19 protein-coding genes are annotated in these 23,502 nt (G+C 70.7%); all 19 read left to right on the plus strand.

What is annotated here, in order from left to right; translation table 11 throughout:
- The first annotated feature begins 14 nt into the window (after window positions 1-14).
- The 19 genes from ACFXGJ_RS03720 (at window position 15) to ACFXGJ_RS03810 (ending at window position 23,351) form a co-directional block, all read left to right on the plus strand.
- Complete coding sequence (locus ACFXGJ_RS03720) at window positions 15-1,853, plus strand: peptidoglycan D,D-transpeptidase FtsI family protein (protein WP_378616696.1); 1,839 nt, start codon at window positions 15-17, stop codon at window positions 1,851-1,853.
- Between the two features lie 104 nt (window positions 1,854-1,957).
- Complete coding sequence (locus ACFXGJ_RS03725) at window positions 1,958-3,583, plus strand: UDP-N-acetylmuramoyl-L-alanyl-D-glutamate--2,6-diaminopimelate ligase (protein ID WP_378616698.1); 1,626 nt, start codon at window positions 1,958-1,960, stop codon at window positions 3,581-3,583.
- Window positions 3,580-5,085 (plus strand): UDP-N-acetylmuramoyl-tripeptide--D-alanyl-D-alanine ligase, encoded by a 1,506-nt coding sequence (gene murF / locus ACFXGJ_RS03730; RefSeq protein ID WP_378616613.1) that lies wholly within the window; start codon window positions 3,580-3,582, stop codon window positions 5,083-5,085. Before ACFXGJ_RS03725 ends, murF begins: the two co-directional genes overlap by 4 nt.
- The gene (gene mraY, locus ACFXGJ_RS03735; protein WP_378616615.1) at window positions 5,082-6,161 is read left to right on the plus strand and encodes a phospho-N-acetylmuramoyl-pentapeptide-transferase; all 1,080 of its coding nucleotides are present in this window, start codon (window positions 5,082-5,084) and stop codon (window positions 6,159-6,161) included. The genes murF and mraY overlap by 4 nt, the downstream gene beginning before the upstream one ends.
- Window positions 6,162-6,165: 4 nt before the next feature.
- Window positions 6,166-7,677, plus strand: coding sequence for a UDP-N-acetylmuramoyl-L-alanine--D-glutamate ligase (gene murD / locus ACFXGJ_RS03740; RefSeq protein ID WP_378616617.1), 1,512 nt, complete (start codon window positions 6,166-6,168; stop codon window positions 7,675-7,677).
- Window positions 7,674-9,152: a putative lipid II flippase FtsW gene (gene ftsW / locus ACFXGJ_RS03745; protein ID WP_378616619.1), complete on the plus strand. Its 1,479-nt coding sequence runs from the start codon at window positions 7,674-7,676 to the stop codon at window positions 9,150-9,152. Before murD ends, ftsW begins: the two co-directional genes overlap by 4 nt.
- Window positions 9,149-10,309 (plus strand): undecaprenyldiphospho-muramoylpentapeptide beta-N-acetylglucosaminyltransferase, encoded by a 1,161-nt coding sequence (gene murG, locus ACFXGJ_RS03750; protein WP_378616621.1) that lies wholly within the window; start codon window positions 9,149-9,151, stop codon window positions 10,307-10,309. Before ftsW ends, murG begins: the two co-directional genes overlap by 4 nt.
- A gap of 11 nt (window positions 10,310-10,320) precedes the next feature.
- Window positions 10,321-11,838: a UDP-N-acetylmuramate--L-alanine ligase gene (gene murC, locus ACFXGJ_RS03755; protein WP_378616623.1), complete on the plus strand. Its 1,518-nt coding sequence runs from the start codon at window positions 10,321-10,323 to the stop codon at window positions 11,836-11,838.
- Window positions 11,835-12,755 (plus strand): cell division protein FtsQ/DivIB, encoded by a 921-nt coding sequence (locus ACFXGJ_RS03760; protein ID WP_378616625.1) that lies wholly within the window; start codon window positions 11,835-11,837, stop codon window positions 12,753-12,755. The genes murC and ACFXGJ_RS03760 overlap by 4 nt, the downstream gene beginning before the upstream one ends.
- Window positions 12,756-13,035: 280 nt before the next feature.
- Window positions 13,036-14,277: a cell division protein FtsZ gene (ftsZ, locus tag ACFXGJ_RS03765; RefSeq protein WP_378616627.1), complete on the plus strand. Its 1,242-nt coding sequence runs from the start codon at window positions 13,036-13,038 to the stop codon at window positions 14,275-14,277.
- Window positions 14,274-15,014: a peptidoglycan editing factor PgeF gene (gene pgeF, locus ACFXGJ_RS03770; RefSeq protein WP_378616629.1), complete on the plus strand. Its 741-nt coding sequence runs from the start codon at window positions 14,274-14,276 to the stop codon at window positions 15,012-15,014. Before ftsZ ends, pgeF begins: the two co-directional genes overlap by 4 nt.
- On the plus strand, window positions 15,007-15,777 hold the full coding sequence (locus ACFXGJ_RS03775) for a YggS family pyridoxal phosphate-dependent enzyme (protein WP_378616630.1): 771 nt from the start codon (window positions 15,007-15,009) through the stop codon (window positions 15,775-15,777). Before pgeF ends, ACFXGJ_RS03775 begins: the two co-directional genes overlap by 8 nt.
- A gap of 45 nt (window positions 15,778-15,822) precedes the next feature.
- Window positions 15,823-16,449, plus strand: coding sequence for a cell division protein SepF (locus ACFXGJ_RS03780; RefSeq protein ID WP_378616631.1), 627 nt, complete (start codon window positions 15,823-15,825; stop codon window positions 16,447-16,449).
- A gap of 105 nt (window positions 16,450-16,554) precedes the next feature.
- The gene (locus ACFXGJ_RS03785) at window positions 16,555-16,842 is read left to right on the plus strand and encodes a YggT family protein (RefSeq protein WP_378426874.1); all 288 of its coding nucleotides are present in this window, start codon (window positions 16,555-16,557) and stop codon (window positions 16,840-16,842) included.
- Window positions 16,843-16,988: 146 nt separating this feature from the next.
- Window positions 16,989-17,825 (plus strand): DivIVA domain-containing protein, encoded by an 837-nt coding sequence (locus ACFXGJ_RS03790; RefSeq protein WP_378616634.1) that lies wholly within the window; start codon window positions 16,989-16,991, stop codon window positions 17,823-17,825.
- 50 nt (window positions 17,826-17,875) lie between these two features.
- Entirely contained in the window at window positions 17,876-18,073 is a 198-nt protein-coding gene (locus ACFXGJ_RS03795; protein WP_378616636.1) for a hypothetical protein, read from the plus strand.
- Between the two features lie 334 nt (window positions 18,074-18,407).
- Window positions 18,408-21,593, plus strand: a complete 3,186-nt coding sequence (gene ileS, locus ACFXGJ_RS03800) for an isoleucine--tRNA ligase (RefSeq protein ID WP_378616638.1) — start codon at window positions 18,408-18,410, stop codon at window positions 21,591-21,593.
- Between the two features lie 40 nt (window positions 21,594-21,633).
- Window positions 21,634-21,990, plus strand: coding sequence for a TfoX/Sxy family protein (locus tag ACFXGJ_RS03805; RefSeq protein WP_378616640.1), 357 nt, complete (start codon window positions 21,634-21,636; stop codon window positions 21,988-21,990).
- Entirely contained in the window at window positions 21,987-23,351 is a 1,365-nt protein-coding gene (locus tag ACFXGJ_RS03810) for a DNA polymerase IV (protein WP_378616642.1), read from the plus strand. Before ACFXGJ_RS03805 ends, ACFXGJ_RS03810 begins: the two co-directional genes overlap by 4 nt.
- Window positions 23,352-23,502 lie beyond the last annotated feature (151 nt).

Genomic DNA, 23,502 nt, shown 5'->3' on the forward strand with positions numbered 1-23,502 from the left:
CTGCTCCACCCCGCATACGTCCGGCCCAGCGCGGTACCGCCCGACCCAAGGACACCTCGTCCTTCCGGTTCCGGTACCGCACGGGCCGGATCGGCATGTTCGTCGTACTCGGCATCGCGGTGCTCCAGCTGATGTGGATCATGGGCGTCAAGGCGCCAGCGCTGTCCGCGGAGGCCGCCAACCAGCGTTCCACCACGATGATCGAACCCGCCACCCGCGGATCCATCACCGACCGGCACGGTAACCCGATCGCGTTCACCATGGAGGCGAAGGCGCTGACCTTCCAGCCGCCCAAGGTGCGCAAGGAGATCGAGGAGGCGGCGAAGAAGGCGGGCAAGGATGCCAAGGTCGACGATCGGCTCGCCGCCATCGCCAAGGGCATTCACGACAAGCTCGGCGACAGCGCTCCCGAGAAGGACGTGCTCGCCAAGCTGAAGAGCAAGGAGACCTTCGAGTACCTGGCGCGCAGTGTCGACCCGAACGTGGCGGCCAAGATCGTCGACGACTTCCCGGAGGTCGGTCTCGAGCGTCAGGACATCCGCGAGTACCCCGGCGGCGCGCTGGCCGCGAACATGGTCGGCGCGACCGGCTGGAACGGTCACGGACTGCTCGGCCTCGAGGACTCGATGGACTCGACCCTGGCGGGCACCGACGGTTCGCAGACCTACGACCGCGGCTCTGACGGCGCCGTCATCCCGGGCAGCTGGCGCGACAAGCAGCCTGCCGTCAACGGGTCGGGCGTCGAGCTGACCATCGATTCCGACCTGCAGTACTACGTGCAGCAGCAGGTCCAGCAGGCCAAGGACCTCTCCGGCGCGAAGAACGCGTCCGCGGTGGTGCTGGACTCGCACACCGGCGAGGTGCTGGCGATGTCCAACGACAACACCTTCAACCCGGCCGTCGGCGTGGGCAACAACCCCAAGGCCGAGATGGGAAACCTGCCGGTCAGTACCCCGTTCGAGCCGGGCTCGGTGAACAAGATCGTCACCGCCGCCGCCGCGATCGAGTACGGGCTCACCAAACCCGACGAGGTCCTGCAGGTTCCGGGCTCGATCCAGATGGCGGGCGTGTCGGTCAAGGACGCCTGGGCCCACGGGGTCGCGCCGTACACCACGACCGGTGTCTTCGGGAAGTCGTCCAACGTCGGGACCCTGATGCTCGCGCAGCGGGTGGGGGAGGACCGGTACGCCGACATGCTCGGCCGGTTCGGGCTCGGCCAGCGCACCGACGTCGGGTTGCCCGGCGAGAGCGCGGGCGACGTGCCCAGCCGCGACCAGTGGTCGGGCGGCACCTTCGCGAACCTGCCCATCGGACAGGGCCTTTCGATGACCCTGCTGCAGATGACCGGCATGTACCAGGCGATCGCCAACGACGGGGTCCGGATTCCGCCACGGATCGTGCGGGCCACCGTCGACGCCGACGGCAACCGCACGGAGACGACGACACCGGACACTGTCCAGGTGGTGAGCGCGCAGACCGCGGCCACCGTGCGGAACATGTTCCGCGCGGTCACCCAGCGCGACCCGATGGGGTACCAGCAGGGCACCGGCGCCTCGGCGGGCGTCGAGGGGTACCAGGTGAGCGGCAAGACCGGCACCGCGCAGCAGGTCGACCCCGCCTGCAAGTGCTACTCGAACTCGAATTACTGGATCACGTTCGCCGGCATCGCGCCCGCCGACAATCCGCGCTTCGTGATCGGCATCATGCTCGACGCCCCGCAACGCAGCGCCGACGGGACCGGCGGCATGTCCGCGGCCCCGCTGTTCCACAGCATCGCGTCGTGGATGCTGCAGCGGGACAAGGTCCCGCTGTCCGCCGATCCGGGCCCCCGCCTGGTGCTCCAGGCGGACTGACACACGCCGAGTCCCCGTCGGGGACCGTCCGCCGGTAACCTGACACGTCGGCTTGCGACCGTGGCGTGCACCGCCATCGAAACCGAATTCTCGAGAGGAGTCACCTGCCCGTGCATGGGACCACTGCTCCGCAGCACGCGAACGGGCCGGGTGGCCTGCGACCGGCGCACCCGCCGACCACCGAGGTCGCGGCGCTGGCGGACCTGATCGGTGCCGACCTCCGCTGGCTCGGGGAGCCGGCCGAGGGTTCGACGGTCACCGGCGTGGAACTGCGGGCCCAGGGCATCGAACCGGGCGACCTGTTCGCGGCGCTGCCGGGGGCACGGGCGCACGGCGCCGAGTTCGCCGCCACCGCCCTCGAGCGGGGTGCCACCGCGGTGCTCACCGACGAGGCCGGCGTGGCCGTACTCGCGAAGGCCCAGGTCCAGGGGCCGGTCGGGGTGCTGGTGCACCCGAATCCGCGGGCGGTACTCGGCACCGTGTCCGCGACGATCTACGGCAATCCCTCCGAGCGACTGCAGGTCGTCGGGATCACCGGCACCTCAGGCAAGACCACCACCTCGTACCTCGTCGAGGCGGGACTGACCGCCGCCGGCCGGCGCGCCGGTCTCGTCGGCACGATCGAGACCCGCATCGACGGTCGCCGGGTGCCGAGTGCGCTGACCACGCCGGAGGCGCCGCAACTGCACGCGCTGTTCGCGGCGATGCTCGAACGCGGCATCGACACCGTGGTGATGGAGGTGTCGAGTCACGCGCTCGCGCTCGGCAGGGTCGACGGCACCCACTTCGCGATCGGCGCCTTCACCAACCTTTCGCAGGACCACCTGGACTTCCACACCGATCTCGACGACTACTTCTCGGCGAAGGCGCGACTGTTCGCGCCGAGCTCGACCGTCCACGCGCAGCGCGCGGTGGTCTGCGTCGACGACGAGTGGGGCCGGCGGATGGCCGAGGTCGCCGAGCAGGCAACCACGGTGTCGACGACCGGTCCGGCCGACTGGACGGCCGCCGAGATCGAGGCCACCGACGACGGCTCGCAGCAGTTCGTCGCGACCGCGCCGGACGGCTCCGCGCGACGCGTCGGACTGCGACTGCCCGGCCGGTACAACGTTGCCAACGCCCTGCTCGCTCTCGCCACGCTGGAGGCCTGCGGGGTCGACGTGGACCGGGCCGTGGACGGCATCGGGTCGGTGGACGTGCCCGGCCGGGTGCAGCGCGTCGAACGCGGCCAGGACTTCCTCGCGGTGGTGGACTACGCCCACAAGCCTGCCGCGCTCGAGGCCGTGATCGCGACGCTGCGCGGGCAGACCCGGGGCCGTGTCGCGGTGGTCGTCGGCGCTGGCGGCGACCGGGACCAGGGCAAGAGGCCGATGATGGGCGAGGTCAGCGCGCGAGGCGCCGACCTCGTCGTGGTCACCGACGACAATCCGCGCACCGAGGACCCGGCGACCATCCGGGCGTCGGTGCGCGCGGGCGCGCTGGGCGTGCCTGCGGACCAGCGGGCCGAGGTCCGCGAGTTCGCGGACCGCGCGGCGGCCATCGCCGACGCGGTGCGATGGGCGGCGGCCGGGGACGTCGTCCTCGTCGCAGGCAAGGGACACGAGATCGGGCAGGAGATCAACGGGGTGAAGTACCCATTCGACGACCGCGAGGTCCTCGCGGCGGCCATCGACGACGTGCTCGGAGGTGGCTTCCCGGGCGAGCGAAGCGACGGGGGAGTTTCGCTGTGATCCCCATGAGCCTGGCCCGGATCGCCGAGATCGTCGGCGGCACCCTGCACGACGTGCCGGACCCCGACGCCGTCGTGACCGGAACCGTCGAGTTCGACTCCCGCCAGGTCACCCCCGGCGGGCTGTTCCTGGCCCTGCCGGGCGCCCGCGTCGACGGGCACGAGCACGCTTCGTCCGCCGTAGCGGCCGGCGCCATCGCGGTGCTCGCGGCCCGCCCCGTCGGGGTGCCCGCGATCGTGGTGACGCCGCTGCCGCCCGTCGAGACGAACGCGATGGCCCTCGAGCACGACACCGACGGTTCCGGTGCCGCCGTGCTTGCGGCGCTGGCGAAGCTGGCGACCGCGGTCACCACCGAACTGACGGCCGCCGGCCTCACCGTCGTCGGCGTCACCGGTTCGTCCGGGAAGACCTCGACCAAGGACCTGCTCGCCGCGGTGCTGAGCCCGCTCGGGGCGGTCGTCGCACCGCCCGGGTCCTTCAACAACGAACTGGGCCACCCGTGGACGGCGTTGCGCGCCGACGCCGGCACCGACTACCTCGTGCTCGAGCTGTCCGCCCGCGGCATCGGACACGTCGCCGCGCTCGCGGAGTCGGTGCCGCCGCGGATCGGCGTGGTCCTCAACGTCGGCACCGCGCACCTCGGCGAGTTCGGCTCGCAGGACGCGATCGCACAGGCGAAGGGCGAACTGGTCGAAGCGCTTCCGCCCGCCGATCGGGGCGGCGTCGCGGTGCTCAACGCGGACGATCGGCTCGTGGCGGCGATGGCCACCCGCACCCGGGCACGCGTCGTGCTGGTCGGGCAGTCGGGCAATGCGGACGTGCGCGCGGTCGACGTGCGGCTCGACGACCAGGCCCGCGCGAGTTTCACGCTCGTCACTGTCGACGGTTCGGTGGACGTGCGGCTCGCCGTGCACGGCGAGCACCAGGTCGGCAACGCGCTGGCCGCCGCCGCGGTGGCGCTCGAGTGCGGCGCGAGTCTCGACCAGGCCGCGGCGGCGCTCGGCCAGGCCCGTGCGGTCTCGGCCAAGCGGATGGACGTGCGCACCCGTGCCGACGGTGTCACCGTGATCAACGACTCCTACAACGCGAACCCCGACTCGATGCGGGCCGCGCTCAAGGCGCTGGTGACCATGAGCCGGTCCGGCGGGGGCGCACCGCGCCGCACGTGGGCCGTGCTCGGGGAAATGGCCGAACTCGGGCCGGAGTCGGTGATCGAGCACGACGCCATCGGTCGGCTGCTGGTCCGCCTCGACGTGACGCGGCTGATCGTGGTCGGCACCGGCCGGCCCCTGCGCGGCATGCATCAGGGCGCCGTCATGGAAGGTTCGTGGGGTGAGGAGTCGATGCTCGTTCCCGACGCCGAGGCGGCTCTCGCGGTGCTGCGCGCCGAGGTGAGCGGTGACGACATCGTGCTCGTGAAGGCGTCGCAGTCGGTGGGGCTGTGGACCGTGGCCGACGCACTGCTGGCAGATCAGACGGAAACTTCGGAGGCGAACCAGTGAGACAGATCCTCTTCGCGGGAGGCATCGCGCTGGCGGTCTCCATCCTGCTCACCCCGGTCCTGATCAAGCTGTTCTCCCGTCAGGGCTTCGGCCAGGAGATCCGAGTCGAGGGCCCGGCCAGTCACCAGGCCAAGCGGGGCACCCCGACGATGGGCGGCGTCGCGATCATCGCGGGCATCTGGGCCGGCTACTGGGGCTCGCACCTGGTCGGCATCGGGTACGACGCCGACGGCCCGCGCGCCTCCACGCTGCTGGTGCTCGGCCTGACCACGGTGCTCGGCGGTGTCGGTTTCCTCGACGACTTCATCAAGATCCGCAAGCAGCGCAACCTGGGGCTGAACAAGACCGCCAAGCTGGTCGGCCAGCTCGTCGCGGCGGTGCTGTTCGGCATCCTCGCCCTGCAGTTCCGGGGCGCAACCGGTCTGACGCCGGGCAGCACGCACCTGTCGTACGTGCGTGACATCACCACCGTCACCATGGGCTCGGTCGTGTTCATCCTGTTCGTGTACCTGCTGGTCAGCGCGTGGTCGAACGCGGTGAACCTGACCGACGGCCTCGACGGCCTCGCCGCCGGGTCGATGACGCTGGTGCTCGGCGCCTACACCGTCATCACGTTCTGGCAGTACCGCAATGCCTGCGAGACCAACCCCGGCAAGGGCTGCTACGACGTGCGCGACCCGCTCGACCTCGCGCTGATCTGTGCCGCCGCGGCCGGCGCGTGCATCGGCTTCCTGTGGTGGAATGCGGCGCCCGCGAAGATCTTCATGGGCGACACCGGCTCGCTCGCGCTCGGAGGTCTGCTCGCCGGACTGTCCATCACCACCCGCACCGAGCTGCTGATGGTCGTCGTCGGCGCACTGTTCGTCGCCGAAGCGGCGTCGGTGGTCGTGCAGGTCGCGGTCTTCCGTTCCAGCCGCAGACGCGTGTTCCGGATGGCACCGTTCCACCACCACTTCGAACTCGGTGGCTGGGCGGAAACCACGGTGATCATCAGGTTCTGGCTACTCGCGGCCATCGCGTCGGCGGTCGGCCTCGCGCTGTTCTACAGCGAGTACCTCGCCGTCGTCGGGAACTAGCCCGGTGGCACTCCAGGATTCGACGCCGTCCCTGCCCGCCGACCTGAGTCGTCTCGCCGGGCGTGGCGTCCTGGTCGCCGGTGCGCGGGTGTCCGGGCTGGCCCTGATCGCGCCGCTGCGGGACCTCGGCGCCGAGGTCGTCCTCGTGGACGGCGACGCGAGCCTGCTCGACGCGGCCGCGAGCGACCACGGGGTCGAGGTGTGCACGCCGGAGCAGGCGATCGCCGACATCTCCCGTTTCGCGCTGGTGGTCACCAGCCCGGGCTGGCGGCCCGACGCCCCGGTGCTCGCCGCCGCGGCGGCCGCGACTGTGCCGGTCTGGGGTGACGTCGAGTTCGCCTGGCGACTCGACCGCGCCGAGGTCTACGGACCCGCCCGCCGGTGGCTGGTGGTGACCGGGACCAACGGCAAGACGACCACCACCTCGATGCTCGAATCGATCGTGCGGGCCGCCGCAATCCCGTCGGTGGCCTGCGGAAACATCGGCCTGCCGATCACCGACGCGCTGCGCGCCGGGAGCGGCGAGGACGAGTCGCCCCGCAACGAGGTGCTGGCCGTCGAGCTGTCGAGCTTCCAGCTGCACTGGGCGCCGTCGGTGCACCCGGCCGCGGGCGCGGTGCTCAACATCGCCGAGGACCACCTGGACTGGCACGGCGGCATGCAGGGCTACATCGACGCCAAGGCGCAGGCGCTGACCGGGGACGTGGCCGTGCTCGGTCTGGACGACCCGGTCGCGGCATCCCTGGGTGACCGTGGCGGCGCACAGCGCACCGTCGGGTTCCGGCTCGGCGTCCCGACGGCAGGCGAACTCGGCGTCGACGGCGACCGCCTCGTCGACCGGGCCTTCGCCGCCGACGAGACCCTCGCCCGCACAGAGGAGATCACCCCTCCGGGACCGGCCGGACTGATGGACGCGCTGGCCGCGGCGGCGCTCGCCAGGTCGATCGGGGTGTCCCCGGAGGCCGTCCGCGAGGGCCTGCGCTGCTACCAGGTGGGCCCGCACCGGGCGGCACTGGTCGCCGAGGTCGGCGGCGTCACCTACGTCGACGACTCGAAGGCCACCAACCCGCATGCTGCGCGGGTGTCGATCTTGGCGCACCCGCGCGTGGTCTGGGTGGCCGGCGGACTGCTCAAGGGCGCGAGCGTCGACGAACTGGTCGCAGAGGTCGCGGACCGACTGGTCGGGGCCGTGCTGCTGGGCCGGGATGCGACGCAGATCGCAGCGGCACTGGCCCGACACGCGCCGCAGGTCCCCGTGGTCCGCGTCGACCAGGGGCACGATGATCGGGTGACCACGACCGATGCGCCCGACGCCGTCATGGCGCGCGCGGTCGAGTCCGCCGCCGAGATGGCCCGGCCGGGGGACACCGTGCTGCTCGCGCCTGCGGCGGCCTCGCTCGACATGTTCGCCGACTACGGCCACCGCGGTCGCAGCTTCGCCGACGCCGTGCTGCGACTCGACGGGCCGGGTCCGGCCGGAGCGGAGCCCGCGGAGCGACCAGAGAGCGCCGGATGAAGAACCCAGCGGGCCCGCGTACCCGGTTCGGTGCCTGGCTGGCCCGGCCGCTCGCCTCGTTCCATCTGATCGTCACCATTGCCACCCTGCTCACCGTGCTCGGTCTGGTGATGGTGCTGTCGGCGTCGAGCCCGGAGTCGTACGCCGACACCGGGTCGGCGTACGGACTGTTCACCCAGCAGGTGATCTTCGCGGCGCTCGGCACGGTGCTGTTCTACGTGGCGCTCCGGTTGCCGGTGCGGGTGATGCGCACGCTCGCCCTGCCGGGGTTCGTCGTGTCGGTGGTGCTGCTGGCGCTGGTGCTGATCCCCGGTGTCGGTACCGCCTCCGGCGGCGCGCAACGCTGGTTCCAGTTCTTCGGCGTGTCCTTCCAGCCGTCGGAGCTGGCGAAGGTTGCGCTGGTGATCTGGGGTGCGCACGTGCTGGCGACCCGACGTCAGGGTGCGCCGCCGAAGGAGCTGCTGATCCCGCTGCTGCCGGGCGCCGGACTGGCCTCGCTCCTGGTGATCCTGCAGCCGAACTACTCGACCACGGTCACGTTCGCGATCGTGGTCGGTGCCCTGCTGTGGTTCGCCGGGCTGCCGACCCGGTTGTTCGTGATCGCGGTGACGGGTGGACTGGTTGCGGCCGTCGTCCTGGCACTGTCCGCCGACTACCGGGCGGCCCGGGTGTTCGGCTTCCTCAATCCCGGCGACGACCCGCAGGGCGCCAACTACCAGAGCCGCCAGGCCAAGTTCTCGCTGGCCGACGGTGGGCTGTTCGGCCGCGGGCTGGGGCAGTCTCGCGCCAAGTGGAGTTACCTGCCCAACGCACACAACGACTTCATCTTCGCGATCATCGGCGAGGAACTGGGCTTCCTCGGATGCCTCGCGGTGATCATCCTGCTCGCGCTGTTCGTCTTCGCGGGCCTGCGTATCGCGATGCGGTCGGTCGACCCCTTCCTGCGACTGCTCACCGCGACCGCGACCACCTGGATCCTCGCGCAGTCCATGATCAACATCGGGTACGTGGTCGGCCTGCTGCCGGTGACCGGGCAGCAGCTGCCGCTGGTCTCGGCGGGCGGCACCTCGACCGCCATCACGCTGTTGATGTTCGGCATCATCGCGAACGCCGCGCGGCACGAACCCGAGGCGGTGGCGGCGCTGCACGCCGGCCAGGACGGTCGCTTCGGCAGGCTGCTGCGGCTGCCGAAGCCGGAGCAGTACTCGCCGGAGCGCGCCGAGGCGGCCCGTCGGGCCGCACAGGCCAAGGCGGCCCAGAAGCGGGCGGCCCAGCAGCGCGCCGCACAGCAGCGGGCCGCTCAGGAACGTGCCGCGCAGCGCAGGCTCGCCGAACCGCCGCGCCGGCAGGGCCCCGCCCGCGGCCGCCCTGCCGATCCGCGGCGCGGCGATCCGCGCGGCAGGCAGGCACTACCATCGGACGAACGGACACGACGGTCGAACGACCGCGCAGGAGAGCGAGGATTTCGTAGGTGAGCGGCACATCGGACACACCACCCGTCGCGTCACCCAGCTCAGGAACACTTTCGATCGTCGTCGCAGGTGGTGGCACCGCGGGCCACATCGAGCCCGCGCTGGCCGTTGCCGACGCGCTGCGCCGGATCGACCCGGCCGTCAGGGTGACCGCGCTCGGCACCGAGCGCGGACTCGAGACGACCCTCGTGCCCGAGCGGGGCTACCCGCTCGAACTCGTTCCGCCGGTGCCGTTGCCGCGCAAGCCCACGATGGACCTGCTGCGCCTGCCCGGCCGGGTGCGCGCCTCGGTCCGGCGCACCCGTGAGGTGCTCGACAGCACGGGGGCCGACGTGATCGTCGGGTTCGGCGGCTACGTGGCGCTGCCCGCGTACCTCGCCGCGGGGCGGGGAGTGCTGCGCCGGCGGCGCGCGATTCCGGTCGTGGTGCACGAGGCCAACGCCAGCGCCGGCATCGCGAACAAGATCGGTGCGAGGGTCGCGGCCCGGGTCCTGGCGGCGGTGCCCGGTTCCGGCGTCGCGAAGTCGGCCGAGATCGTCGGCATCCCGGTTCGCGCCTCGATCACCGGACTCGACCGCGTCGCGCTGCGCGCGGAGGCCCGCGCACACTTCGGACTGCCGGCCGACGGCCCGGTGCTGCTGGTGACCGGCGGGTCGCAGGGTGCTCGCTCGCTCAACGAGGCGATCTCCGGTGCCGCGAAAGAACTTGCCGCAGCAGGGATCTCCGTGCTGCATGCGCACGGCCCCAAGAACACCCTCGACGTGCCGCAGACCAACCCGGCGGCGCCCTACGTCGCGGTGCCGTACCTGTCCCGGATGGACCTGGCGTACGCGGCGGCGGACGCGACCGTCTGCCGGTCGGGGGCCATGACCGTCGCGGAGGTGTCCGCGGTCGGCCTGCCTGCGATCTACGTCCCGCTGCCGCACGGCAACGGGGAACAGGAACTCAATGCCCGGCCCGTGGTCGCCGCCGGCGGCGGTGTGCTGGTCGCCGATGCCGACCTGACACCGCAATTCGTGGCGGACACCGTGATTCCGTTGCTCACGGACCCGGACCGGCTCGCCGCCATGAGCGCGGCCGCTGCCGGCGCCGGTCATCGGGACGCGGCGGACGCGGTTGCAGCGATCGTGCTCGAGGTCGCCCGGGCGTCGGGGAACTAGAGGGGACAGCGATGAACGAGACCGATCTGCCGGAGCACCTGCGACGCGTGCACATGGTCGGCATCGGCGGTGCGGGCATGTCCGGCATCGCCCGGATCCTGCTGGCGCGGGGCGGGCAGGTGTCCGGTTCCGACGCCAAGGAGAGCCGCACGGTGCTGGCCTTGCGGGCCCGCGGCGCCCAGGTGCGCATCGGGCACGACGGCGGCGCCCTCGACCTGCTGCCCGGCGGACCGACGGTCGTGGTCACCACGCACGCCGCGATCCCGAAGGACAACCCCGAACTGGTCGCCGCCGCCGCGCGGGGCATCCCGGTGATCCTGCGTCCCGCAGTGCTCGCGTCGCTGATGCACGGTCAGCGCACGCTGCTGGTCGCGGGTACCCACGGCAAGACTTCGACCACCTCCATGCTGGTCGTCGCGCTGCAGCACTGCGGGGTCGACCCGTCGTTCGCGGTCGGCGGGGAACTCAACGAGGCGGGCACAAACGCGCACCACGGCTCCGGCGACGTCTTCGTCGCGGAGGCCGACGAGAGCGACGGCTCGCTGCTGCAGTACGACCCGAACGTCGTGATCGTGACGAATGTCGAGGCCGACCACCTGGACTACTTCGGGACGACCGAGGCGTACGTCCAGGTGTTCGACGACTTCGCCGCACGGATTTCGGCCGGCGGGCTGCTGGTGGCCTGTCTCGACGACCCCGGTTCCGCGGCGCTGGCCGAGCGGGTCGTCGCGAGCGACCTGCCGATCCGGGTACTCGGATACGGCAGCGGCGACGTACCGGCCGACAGTGACATCGCCCGAGGCTCCGCCCGAGGTGGTGTCGAACTGGGTGCCCGACTGCTCAGCTGGGAGGCCCGCGACGTCGGCGGTGTGGCGGAGGTCCAGCTGTCCGGCGAGATCGGTTCGCGCACATTGCGACTGGCGGTCCCGGGCCGGCACATGGCACTCAACGCCCTGGGGGCGATCCTCGCCGCCCGCGACGTGGGTGCGCCCGTCGACGAGATCTTCGAGGGCATCGGCGGATTCGGCGGCGTGCACCGCCGCTTCCAGTACACCGGGCGCGAGAACGGGGTGCGGGTGTTCGACGACTACGCCCACCACCCCACGGAGGTGCGGGCGGTGCTCGGCGCCGCACGCGAGCTGGTGCGCACCGGAGGCGGCCGGGTCGTCGTGGTGTTCCAGCCACACCTGTACTCGCGGACCGCTGCGTTCGCGGAGGAGTTCGGCACCGCGCTCGACCTCGCGGACGAGGTGGTCGTGCTCGACGTCTACGGCGCCCGCGAGGAGCCGCTGCCCGGTGTGAGCGGAGCGCTTGTCGCGCAGGCGGTCTCGCGGCCGGTGCACTACCAGCCGGACCTGTCGGTCGCGCCGCGTCAGGTGGCCTCGCTCGCGCGATCGGGCGACATCGTGATCACGATGGGGGCAGGCGACGTCACGATGCTGGGCAAGGAGATCCTCGGAGCGCTGGCCGCCTCGCCGGCGGCGGCGCGGTCGCGGGCCGGGTCGGGACGGGCCGGGGAGCCCTCGTGAGCGCCGACCGGCGGCCGGGACGGTCCGAGCGCGCCGGTCGGCCGGGCCGTGCGGGGGCCGAGCGGTCCGCGCGTCCCGGAACCCGGCGGCAGGCACGGCCGGACCAGACGCGGCGCGAGGATGTGCCGGACGAGTCGGGTGCGCCCGTCGGGCAGGAACCCGTCGACGGTTCGGATCGACCCCGACCGGCGGCTGCGAAGGCCGCTCCGGGGCAGAAGAAGGGCCGGCCGCGGCGCCGGCCGCAGGTCCGTCGTGGACCGCGGCGCAAACCGGTCCTGCTCGCCGCCCTCGCGGTGGTGGTTCTCGTCGGCGTCGGCATCGCGGCCTGGTTCACGCCGGTGCTGTCCGCCCGCACGATCGCCGTCGTCGGCAATGTCGGCGTCCCGAGCGACGAGGTGCTCGCCGCGCTGGCGATCCCGGTCGGAAAGCCACTGTTGCGCATCGACACCGGCGCCGCGGCCCAGCGGGTGGCCGGGATCGCGAAGGTCGACCACGCACGCGTCGAACGGGTCTACCCGTCGACCCTCCGGGTGACCGTCGTCGAGCGCACCCCCGCGGTCTTCTACGACGCCCCGGAGGGAACCCACCTGATGGACGCGTCCGGGGTGGCGTACGCCATCGAGCCGGCACCGCCCGGCGTGCCGCGGCTGAAGGCCGACCGTCCGAGCCGCGACGATCCGCGCACCGTCGATGCACTGGCGGCGCTGACCTCGCTGCCGCCGGACCTGCGCGGGCAGGTGACCGAGGTGACGGTCGGCTCGTTGGACGACATTCGACTGTCGCTCACCGACGACCGGCAGTTGATCTGGGGGAGTGCGGCCAGTTCCGCCCGCAAGGCCGCGATTGCCCCGCCGTTGCTGAGTCAGCCGGGCAAGGTTTACGACGTGTCGAGTCCGGACCTGCCGACGATTCGGTGACCGCCCGCGACAAATCGCCGCGCCCGTCGGCGCGCCTGCTGGCGGAACGTGGTCCGCGTGCATAGCGTTTCGCCTCAGTCAGCCACTTGACATAACTGTAAACCTATGGTTGAGGGTTTAGGGAATTCCCCGGCACTCGGTCGCAATGTGCACACGCGCCACGCAGATTGCATCAGCAACATCAGTAACCTCAGCACCACCAGTAACGTCAGTACTGCTAGCAACATCGGTACCGCTAGCACCACCCAGTGGAATTCACACACACGGAAGGCGAGAGCCCATGACGCCCCCGCACAACTACCTCGCCGTTATCAAGGTCGTCGGCATCGGCGGCGGCGGCGTAAATGCGGTCAACCGCATGATCGAGCAGGGACTCAAGGGAGTCGAGTTCATCGCCGTCAACACCGACGCCCAGGCGCTGCTGATGAGCGACGCCGACGTCAAGCTGGACGTCGGACGTGAACTGACCCGCGGTCTCGGCGCAGGCGCCGATCCGGAGGTCGGCCGCAAGGCCGCCGAGGACCACAAGGACGAGATCGAAGAGGTGCTCAAGGGCGCCGACATGGTCTTCGTCACCGCGGGTGAGGGCGGTGGCACCGGCACCGGCGGCGCGCCCGTCGTCGCCAGCATCGCGCGCAAGCTCGGCGCCCTGACCGTCGGCGTCGTCACCCGCCCCTTCTCCTTCGAGGGCAAGCGTCGCGGCGGCCAGGCGGACAGCGGCATCCAGGCGCTGCGCGAGTCCTGCGACACCCTCATCGTCATTCCCAACGACCGGCTGCTCCAGCTCGGCGACGCCGCGGTGAGCCTGATGGACGCCTTCCGCTCCGCTGACGAGGTCCTGCTCAACGGCGTCCAGGGCATCACCGACCTGATCACCACCCCGGGTCTGATCAACGTCGACTTCGCGGACGTCAAGGGCGTCATGTCGGGCGCAGGCAGCGCCCTGATGGGCATCGGATCCTCCCGCGGGGAGGGCCGGGCGATCAAGGCGGCCGAGTCGGCGATCAACTCGCCGCTGCTCGAGGCCTCGATGGAAGGTGCCCGGGGCGTGCTGCTCTCGATCGCGGGCGGATCCGACCTGGGTCTGTTCGAGATCAACGAGGCCGCCTCGCTGGTGCAGGAGGCCGCGCACATCGACGCCAACATCATCTTCGGCACCGTGATCGACGACTCGCTCGGCGACGAGGTCCGCGTCACCGTCATCGCCGCGGGCTTCGACGGCGGCGCCCCGGTCCGCCGGGCGGTCGAGCCCGCGCCGAACGCCGGCCGCGGCAACATCGGCGTCGGTCGGGCGGGGGAGATCGGGCGCTCGCCCGCGGGAACGCCCGAGGAGGCCGTCGCAGCCGTGCCGCAGCAGCGCGAGCCGCAGCACAGCGCCGAGGCCCGCGAGCGTCGCGAGCCGCGCGAGACGGGTGCCTCGAGCCTGCCGCCCATCCCGGTCAGTGCTCCGAGTCGGGCTGTCCCGGTCTCGACCGAGGACGGCGAGGACGAGGTGGACGTGCCCGACTTCATGCGTCGGTGACCGCCCACGTCCGGGTCCGCCGGGTTGTCACCTCGCGGGCCGGGGGCGTCTCGGCGGCCCCTTACGACACGTTCAACCTCGGTGACCACGTCGGCGACGATCCGGCGGCGGTCGACGCGAACCGGCGTCGGCTAGCGGCCGGCATCGGGCTGCCGTACGAGCGGCTGGTGTGGATGGAACAGATCCACAGCCGCAACGTCACCGTCGTCGACGGACCGGTCGACGGGCCGGTCGAGGCGACCGACGCGCTGGTCACGGACGTACCGAACCTCGCGTTGGTGGTGCTGACGGCCGACTGCGTGCCGCTGCTGCTCTCCGACGACCAGGCGGGGGTGATCGCCGCCGTGCACGCGGGCCGGGTCGGCGCCCGGATCGGTATCGTGCCGCGGGTGCTCGAGGCGATGGTCGCGAAGGGTGCCGCGGTGGAGCGGATCGGTGCGTTCCTCGGCCCGGCCGCCAGCGGACGGCAGTACGAGGTACCGGTCGCGATGCGGGCGGACGTGGAGGCACACCTGCCCGGCAGCGCGACCACCACCGTCCGCGGCACCCCCGGACTCGACCTGAGGGCGGGCCTGCGGAGGCAACTGCTCGAGGCGGGCATCGGCGGGATCGCCGAGGATCCGCGCTGCACCATCGAGGACCGCACCCTCTTCAGCTATCGGCGGTCGGGGACGACGGGCCGGATCGCGGGCGCGGTGTGGATGGAGCCGGCCGTGCCCGAGGTGAAGGGTGTCTGACGGCACGGTCGAGGCTCGCACCGCGCAGATCGCCGATGCCCTCGGTGAGGTGCGAGACCGGCTGTCGCGGGCCTGCGTCGACGCGGGCCGGGACCCGGCCGAGGTGCAGCTGCTGCCGGTGACGAAGTTCTTCCCGGCGTCCGATGCCCGAATCCTGTACGCACTGGGCTGTCGCGAGTTCGGCGAGTCCCGCGAGCAGGAGGCATCGGCGAAGGTCGCCGAGCTCGCCGATCTGCTGGCGGGGTCCGACAGTTCCGCAGGCTCCGCCACCGGTCACGTCCGGTGGCACATGATCGGCAGCCTGCAGCGGAACAAGGCCCGCGCGGTTGCCCGGTGGGCGCACGCCGTCCACTCGGTCGACAGCGACCGGTTGGTCGACGCGCTGTCGAAGGGATCGGTCGAGGCCCTCGCGGACGGCGCCCGGACCGAGCCGCTGCGAGTCCTTCTCCAGGTGAGCCTCGACGCCGACCCGAAGCGCGGCGGGGTGCTGCCCGCCGAGTTGCCGGCGTTGGCGCGGCACACGACGACGGCGGCTGGCGTCGAACTCGCCGGGCTGATGGCCGTGCCGCCGCTCGGCGCCGACCCGGACGCCGCCTTCGCGACCCTGGCCGAACTGCACCGGACACTGCTGCTCGAGCACCCGGACGCGACCATGCTGTCGGCCGGCATGACGGGCGACCTCGAGAGTGCCGTCCGACACGGATCCACCTGCGTGCGTGTCGGAACCGCGTTGTTGGGCTCCCGGCCGATAACCTCGGACTGATCGGCGTCCCGACCGATTCGCCGCCACGCCAAGGAAGGTCGATCGATGAGCACTCTGCACAAGTTCAAGGCTTACTTCGGCATGGTCCCGCTCGAGGATTACGAAGACGACTACCTCGAGGAGCCGCGTCGTTCGCCGCGCGGCGGCCGGTACGAGGACGGTCTCGACGGCGGCTACGAGGACAGCGGCTACTCCGATCGCGGCCTCGACGACATCGATCGGCAGCCCGTGCCGAGGCGGATGGAGCCGCTCCCGGCCCGCAGCCCACGTCCCGGTGTGTCCGTCGGTGCGCCGCCGCGCGCCACCGCCACGCGTGGTGCGCTCGCGGTCGATGCGCGGACCGAATCCCGCATCGAGGGCAGGCGCGCCCCGATCTTCGACGAGGGTGGACCGTTGTCCAAGATCACCACGCTCCGTCCCCGCGACTACGGCGAGGCGCGCATCATCGGTGAGCGATTCCGTGACGGAACCCCGGTCATCATGGACCTGGTCGAGATGAGCAACGCCGACGCGAAGCGCCTGGTGGACTTCGCCGCCGGCCTGGCCTTCGCCCTGCGTGGCTCGTTCGACAAGGTGGCCACGAAGGTGTTCCTGCTCTCACCCGCGGACATCGACGTCTCGGCCGAGGAGCGTCGCCGGATCGCCGAGAACGGCTTCTACAATCAGAAGTAACGGGGCCTCCGGAGCTCGCCGGGGGCGGGCTCGCACAGGTGCGGTCGGGGTCATCCGGCCGCACCTGGTTTTGATTGCGCCCGTTGCGTCAGGCAGAGTGGTGGAGTGCCCTTGTTCGCGGTGATCTACTTCGTGCTGTTCGTTTTCTGGTTGCTGATCATCGGACGAATCATCGTCGAGTTCATCCGGACATTTGCAAGGGAATGGCGGCCCACTGGCTTTGTCGTCGTCATTCTCGAAGCCATATTTACGGTCACGGATCCTCCGATCAAGTTGCTGCGGCGACTTATTCCATCGGTATCGCTCGGTGGAGTTCGGTTGGATCTTTCAATCATGGTCTTGCTCTTCGTGGTGTTCATCTTGATGCAAGTCGTTCAGAGGCTTGCCGTATGACGTGCACGAATCAGCTTGTGGCGCAGCCTCCGGGTCTGGTGTGACAGAATGGACGCCAGTTGCAGTGCGAATGCCTGGAGCAGCACTGGATGCGCTATAACTGAATGTTTGCTAGACCGCCAACAGATGCGTGAAGGGATCCTTCCATGCCGCTGACACCAGCTGATGTTCACAACGTCGCGTTCAGCAAGCCGCCTATCGGTAAGCGGGGCTACAACGAGGACGAGGTAGATGCGTTTCTCGACCTCGTCGAGCAGGAGCTGTCGCGACTGATCGAGGAGAACGCGGACCTCCGCCAGCGCGTGGGTGAGCTCGATCAGGAGCTCGCGGATGCGAAGAAGGCCCCCCGCCCTGTGGGCGCGGCACCCGAGCCGGCTCGCGTCGTCGAGCCGCCGAAGCCGGTCGCGCCCGTCGCGCCGGTCGCGGCCCCCGTCGCCGCCGCTCCCGTTGCCCGGACAGGCAGCACCGAGGAAGCGAACCTGCAGGCCGCGAAGATCCTGGGTCTGGCGCAGGAGATGGCCGACCGGCTCACCGGCGACGCGAAGACCGAGTCCGAGCAGCTCGTCACCACCGCTCGCACCAACTCCGAGCAGTTGGTGAGCGATGCGCGCACCCGCTCCGAGGCGATGATCGGCGACGCCCGTCAGAAGTCCGAGGCCCTGCTCTCCGACGCCCAGACCCGCTCCGAGACTCAGCTGCGTCAGGCGAAGGAGAAGGCGGACGCGCTGCAGGCCGACGCGGAGAAGAAGCACTCCGAGATCATGGCGACCATCAACCAGCAGCGCAGTGTGCTGGAGGGTCGGATCGAGCAGCTCAAGACGTTCGAGCGCGAGTACCGGGTGCGGCTGAAGTCCTACCTGGAGTCGCAGCTCGAGGAGCTCGAGCAGCGCGGTTCGGCGGTCCCGGTTGACGGCGGTCAGGATGCCTTCGGCGGCGAGTCCAAGCCGGGCCTCGGCCAGTCCTTCGCCAAGGGAAGTAACTGACCCGGGTCCGATAGGCCCGCGCCCGAATCGGTCCACCTCAGGGGATTGTCGTGCTGGTCCTGACGCTCGCTATGGCGGCGGTGGGGTTCGCCCTACTGGTACTCGCTCTGATGACAGGCTCGGTCGTGTGGGCCTGGGGATGCATCGTGGTCTGTGTGATCGGTGCCGTGTTGCTGCTCATCGGATCGCTTCGTGGCGGTGCGGCGACCGGCGAGGACAGTCGCCGACGCCGACACAGTTCCACCTGATCACCACTCGCACGCACCGAACGGGAGTGCGCGGATCGCTTTCGTCGAGAAAGCGCCGTGACCTCTCGTTCGGTGCATGCGCACGCCCCCGTGGGGGTGTTTGACGGCGCCGACTAGAATCGGCGGAGAACGTGGCGACGATCCGGCCATCACCGGGGAGCCTTCGGAAGAACGGCGCGAGCGCTCAGTAGAACCGAACGGGTGGGCCCGTCACAGCCCGGCACGAGAGGTCCGGCCGCGACAGCGACCGGGCAAGCGGGGTGGTACCGCGGCCAGGCGCACAGGCGCCCACGTCGTCCCCGTGCCAGAGACACCAGGCACGAGGAGTACGACAGTGAGCGAGACCTATCCCCGCGTCGACCTGACCGGTGGCCGGTCCAGCGCAGGCGTGAACTTCCCCGAACTCGAGCAGCGCGTGCTCGCGGCGTGGGATGCCGACGACACCTTCCGTGCGTCCGTCGCCAACCGCGCCGACGCCGAGGAGTTCGTCTTCTACGACGGCCCGCCCTTCGCCAACGGCCTGCCGCACTACGGCCACCTGCTCACCGGCTACGTCAAGGACCTCATCCCGCGCTACCAGACCATGCGCGGCAAGAAGGTCGAGCGGCGCTTCGGCTGGGACTGCCACGGCCTGCCCGCCGAGCTCGAGGCGGAGAAGCAGCTCGGCATCAAGGACAAGTCGCAGATCGACGCGATGGGACTGGCCGAGTTCAACGCGTACTGCAAGCAGTCCGTGCTGCGCTACACCGACGAGTGGCGCGACTACGTCACCCGGCAGGCGCGCTGGGTCGATTTCGACAACGACTACAAGACGCTCGACCTCGACTTCATGGAGTCGGTCATGTGGGCGTTCAAGGAGCTCCACGACAAGGGGCTGATCTACCAGGGCTTCCGGGTGCTGCCGTACTCCTGGTACGAGCAGACCCCGCTGTCGAACCAGGAGACCCGCCTGGACGACGCCTACAAGATGCGCCAGGACCCGGCCGTCACCGTGGACATGGTGCTGACGGCGCCGGAGCGGAGCCTGCGGAGCGACCAGAAGCACCTCACTGTCCTCGACGGCGCGAACGCGCTGATCTGGACCACCACGCCGTGGACGCTGCCGTCCAACCTGGCGATCGCGGTGCACCCCGAGGTCGACTACGTGCTGGTCGCCGGCGAGGACGGCAAGCGCTACGTGCTCGGCGCGGCACGCGTCGGTCACTACGCGCGCGAACTGGGTGAATCCCCGGAGGTGCTGGGCGAGTTCAAGGGTGCCGAGCTCGTCGGCCTCACCTACACGCCGCCGTTCGACTTCTTCCACGGCCCCGACAAGGGCCACGCCGAGGCGCACCGTGTGCTGGCAGCGGACTACGTGACCACCGAATCCGGCACCGGAATCGTTCACCTCGCACCGGCTTTCGGTGAGGAGGACATGGACGTCGCGACGGCGAACGGCATCGAGATCGTCCAGCCGCTCGATCCCGGCGGCAAGTTCACCTCGATGGTGCCGCCGTACGAGGGCATGCAGGTCTTCGACGCGAACCCGGTCATCATCAAGGACCTCAAGGCAGCCGGAAAGCTGTTGCGGCACGAGACGATCGAGCACTCGTACCCGCACAGCTGGCGCAGCGGCCAGCCGCTGATCTACATGGCGGTGCCGTCCTGGTTCGTCGCGGTGACCAAGTTCCGTGACCGGATGGTCGAGCTGAACCAGGAGATCACCTGGGTGCCCGAGCACATCAAGGACGGCCAGTTCGGCAAGTGGCTCGAGGGTGCACGCGACTGGAACATCAGCCGAAACCGATACTGGGGCAGCCCGATCCCCGTCTGGGTCTCGGACGACCCGGCGTACCCGCGCGTCGACGTGTACGGCTCGCTGGACCAGCTCGAGGCGGACTTCGGGGTGCGCCCGACGGACCTGCACCGGCCGATGATCGACGAGTTGACCCGCCCCAACCCGGACGACCCGACCGGCCGCTCGACGATGCGTCGGGTGCCCGAGGTGCTGGACTGCTGGTTCGAGTCCGGGTCGATGCCGTACGCCCAGGTGCACTTCCCGTTCGAGAACCGGGAGTGGTTTCAGACCCACAACCCCGGTGACTTCATCGTCGAGTACAACGGCCAGACCCGCGGCTGGTTCTACACCCTGCACGTGCTCGCGACCGCCTTGTTCGACCGTCCGGCGTTCAAAACCGTTGCCGCGCATGGCATCGTGCTCGGCGACGACGGTCTGAAGATGAGCAAGTCGAAGGGCAACTACCCGGATGTGAAGGAGGTGTTCGACCGCGACGGGTCGGACGCCATGCGGTGGTTCCTGATGTCCTCGCCGATCCTGCGGGGCGGCAACCTGGTCGTCACCGAACAGGGCATCCGCGAGGGCGTCCGCCAGGCGCTGCTGCCCTTGTGGAACGCGTGGAGCTTCCTGCAGCTCTACGCCTCGAAGCCGGGCGAGTGGCGCACCGACTCGCCGAACGTGCTGGACCGCTACATCCTGGCCAAGCTCGCTTCGACGCGGGACGCGATCACCGGCGCGCTCGACGTCAACGACATCGCGGGCGCCTGCGACGAGCTCCGCACCTTCTGCGACGCGCTCACCAACTGGTATGTGCGCCGGTCGCGTTCGCGCTTCTGGGACGAGGACCGCGACGCCATCGACACGCTGCACACGGTGCTCGAGGTCGTCTGCCGGCTCGCGGCGCCGCTGCTGCCGTTGGCCACCGAGGTGATCTGGCGCGGGCTGACCGGTGGCCGGTCCGTCCATCTGACCGACTGGGTCGGCGAGTCCGCTTTGCCGGCCGACGCCGAGTTGGTCGAGTCGATGGACGAGGTTCGCTCGGTCTGCGGGGCGGTCCTCGGCCTGCGCAAGGCGCAGAACCTGCGGGTCCGGCTGCCCCTGCCGGAGGTCACCGTCGCGGCGCCCGGCGCCGAGCGGCTGCGTCCGTTCCTGGACATCATCGCCGACGAGGTCAACGTCCGGAAGGTGGACCTCACCGACGACGTCGACGTGCACGGCCGCTTCGAGCTCGTGGTCAACGCCCGCGCCGCGGGCCCGCGCCTGGGCAAGAACGTGCAGACCGTGATCAAGGCGGTCAAGGCCGGCGACTGGTCCGAGGTCGACGGTGTGGTCATGGTGTACCCGGGGCGCTCCGCGGGCTCCGCTCCTGCGGCGGGCATCGCGCTGCTGCCGGAGGAGTACACCCAGCGCCTCGTCGCCGCCGAGCCGGAGTCCACCGCCGCGCTGCCCGCCAATGCGGGCCTGGTGGTGCTCGATTCGGTGGTCACCGAGGAGCTCGAGGCCGAGGGTTGGGCCAAGGACCGGATCCGGGAACTGCAGGACGCCCGCCGGGCCGCCGGCCTGGACGTCTCGGACCGGATCACGGTGACGCTCGAGGTGCCCGCCGAGCGGCTCGACTGGGCCCAGCGGCACCGCGACCTGATCGCCGGCGAGATCCTTGCGACCTCACTGGAGTTGGGCGCCGCGGGCGCCGGTGCCGTCGATCTCGGCGAGGGCGTGCGGGCGAGCCTGGCGAAGGCCTGATCCGAGCCGAACTGTCGGTGCGGCGGCGTAGGTTGCTGCCATGAGCACGAACAGTGAGACGGTCGCGTACGTCCTGGGGCAGCTCGAGCCCCTGGACGTACGCGCCCGGGCGATGTTCGGCGAGTACGGGTTGTACTGCGACGAGAAGATGGTCGCGATGATCTGCAACGACACCGTGTTCGTGAAGCCGAGCGAGGTGGCCGAGGAGTACCTCGGCCCCGAGGCGCTGGCGCCGCCGTATCCGGGCGCGAAGGACCACTTCGCCGTTCCGGAGGCGCGGCTCGCCGACGTCGACTGGCTGCACGCGTTCGTCCAGCGGACCGCGGACGTCCTGCCCGCGCCGAAGCCGAAGAAGCCGAAGAAGCCGAGCCCCGAGAAGAAGCCCACGCCTGGATGACCCGACCAGCCACGTCCCGTCGATGGGTACTGCACCTCGACATGGATGCGTTCTTCGCGTCCGTCGAGCAGCTGACCCGGCCGACACTGCGGGGACGGCCGGTTCTGGTCGGTGGCCTCGGCGGCCGAGGGGTGGTCGCAGGCGCCAGCTACGAGGCGCGGGCGTTCGGCGCGCGCTCCGCGATGCCGATGCACCAGGCCCGGCGGATGGTCGGGGCCGGAGCGGTGGTCCTGCCGCCACGCGCCGGCCTGTACTCGACGTTGAGCAAGGCCGTGTTCGATGCCCTGCGCACGCGGATGCCGGTGCTCGAGATGCTCTCGATGGACGAGGCGTTCGGGGAGCCTGCCGAACTCGCGGGCGCGGACGCGGAGTCGGTCCGCGTCTTCGCGGAGGAGTTGCGGGCGCTGGTCTTCGCCGAGACCGGCCTGGTGGCGTCGATCGGCGCGGGCTCCGGAAAGCAGATCGCGAAGATCGCGTCGGGGCTGGCCAAGCCGGACGGGGTGCGGGTGGTGACGCCCGACGAGCAGCGCCCGCTGTTCGAGGCGCTGCCCGTGCGCAAACTCTGGGGCATCGGCCCGGTTGCCGAGGAACGTCTGCGTCGCCTGGGCGTGGAGACGATCGGCGGCCTGGCCGCGACCTCGGAGGCCGAGGTCGTCTCGGCGCTGGGCGCGACGGTCGGACCGGGCCTGCACCGGCTCGCCCGCGGCATCGACGACCGTCCGGTAGCCGAGCGCGCGGACGCCAAACAGGTCAGTGCGGAGACCACCTTCCCCGCCGACCTGGTGACGCTGGACCAGCTGCGGGCGGCCGTCGAACGAACGGGAGCCAGCGCGCACGCGCGACTGCTGCGCGACGGTCGCGCCGCCCGGACGGTGGTGCTCAAGCTGAAGAAGGCGGACATGTCCGTCGTGACCCGCTCTGCGACGCTGCCGTACGCGACCGCGGACCGGCAGACACTGGTGGCCACGGCGCAGCGGCAGGTGATCGACCCGCTCGAGCTGGGACCGGTGCGGCTGGTGGGGGTCTCGCTGGGCGGATTGTCCTCGACCGCACAGGGTTCGCTGTTCCCGGACCTCGAGCACGGCGCCGCGACCGAGGGTGCTGTGACTCTCGACACAGTGCCCGCGCTGCACTCGGTTCAGTCCGCCGCACCGGCACCGACACCGGAGACCGGTTCGCGGTGGCGTCCGGGCCACGACGTCGCGCACGAGGAGTTCGGTCACGGCTGGGTACAGGGCTGCGGGCACGGCGTGGTGACCGTCCGATTCGAGACCAGGTCGACGGGGCCGGGCCAGGCCCGGACCTTCGCGGAGTCCGATCCGGCGCTGACGATCGCCGATCCCGCCGACAGTCTTCATTAAGGAAGCCCTTATCTTCTTCCTGTTAACTATCGTGACAGGCGTCCGTGGGTGGACGGCTCTCGCCGTGACCGCCCGCGCGACCCGAGCAGCGCAACCGAATCGCCCTGGGGCAGATACGAGCGCCCCGGAAGATCGTCAGAAGTAGTTCATC

The organism is Rhodococcus sp. NPDC059234, from assembly GCF_042754225.1.
GTDB lineage: Bacteria > Actinomycetota > Actinomycetes > Mycobacteriales > Mycobacteriaceae > Rhodococcus_G.

Bases quoted from the DNA above. Each gene is read 5' to 3' on its own strand.
- ACFXGJ_RS03810 (WP_378616642.1), top strand. From the start codon at position 21,987: ATGACCCGACCAGCCACGTCCCGTCGATGGGTACTGCACCTCGACATG.
- ACFXGJ_RS03790 (WP_378616634.1), top strand. From the start codon at position 16,989: ATGCCGCTGACACCAGCTGATGTTCACAACGTCGCGTTCAGCAAGCCG.
- murC (WP_378616623.1), top strand. From the start codon at position 10,321: ATGAACGAGACCGATCTGCCGGAGCACCTGCGACGCGTGCACATGGTC.
- ftsW (WP_378616619.1), top strand. From the start codon at position 7,674: ATGAAGAACCCAGCGGGCCCGCGTACCCGGTTCGGTGCCTGGCTGGCC.
- ACFXGJ_RS03805 (WP_378616640.1), top strand. From the start codon at position 21,634: ATGAGCACGAACAGTGAGACGGTCGCGTACGTCCTGGGGCAGCTCGAG.
- ACFXGJ_RS03780 (WP_378616631.1), top strand. From the start codon at position 15,823: ATGAGCACTCTGCACAAGTTCAAGGCTTACTTCGGCATGGTCCCGCTC.
- ftsZ (WP_378616627.1), top strand. From the start codon at position 13,036: ATGACGCCCCCGCACAACTACCTCGCCGTTATCAAGGTCGTCGGCATC.